General features: G+C 71.7%; 2 protein-coding genes. Both read left to right on the top strand.

What is annotated here, in order from left to right; genetic code table 11:
• A partial coding sequence (locus tag AC2JF9_RS08390; protein ID WP_500726876.1) for a SapC family protein occupies positions 1-284 on the top strand: 284 nt, incomplete at its 5' end.
• The coding region (locus AC2JF9_RS08395) for a hypothetical protein (RefSeq protein ID WP_500726878.1) at positions 277-530 on the top strand (254 nt) is incomplete at its 3' end. The genes AC2JF9_RS08390 and AC2JF9_RS08395, both read left to right, overlap by 8 nt.

Here is a 530-nt window from a genome sequence, read left to right on the forward strand (position 1 = left end):
CGCTCGACGTCGGCTACCAGCGCTGCGCCGGCTTCTTCGCCGCGCTCGAACGCCACCGGCTGCTGGAGCCCTTCGCGCTTGAGGTCACGCTGGAGGACGGCGCGCGCCACCAGCTGGTCGGCTTCCACACGATCGACGAGGAACGGCTGCGCGCGCTCGATTCCGCCGCGCTCGGGGAGTTGCACGCCGAGGGACATCTGATGCCGATCTTCATGGCGCTGGCTTCCCTCGGCCGGCTTCATGCGCTGATCGCGCGCAAGAACCGCCGGGAACGTCATGGCTGAAGCCGATCCCGCCTTCGTCTCCGGCCTCGCCTCCGTTCCGGAAAGGACGGCGGCGGACGCCGCGGAGCTGGACGCGCTGCTGCGCGAAGCGGTTCGGCCCTTCGTCGTCCGTGGGCTTGCCGCCGGCTGGCCGCTGGTGGAGGCCGGGCTCCGCTCGGGACGGGAGGCGCGCGACTATCTGCTGCGCCATCATCGCGACCGGCCGTTCGTCGTCTCGATCGGCCAGCCGGCAAGCGGGGGCCGCTT

The sequence above is a fragment of the Lactobacillus sp. C449L genome, from assembly GCF_059900815.1.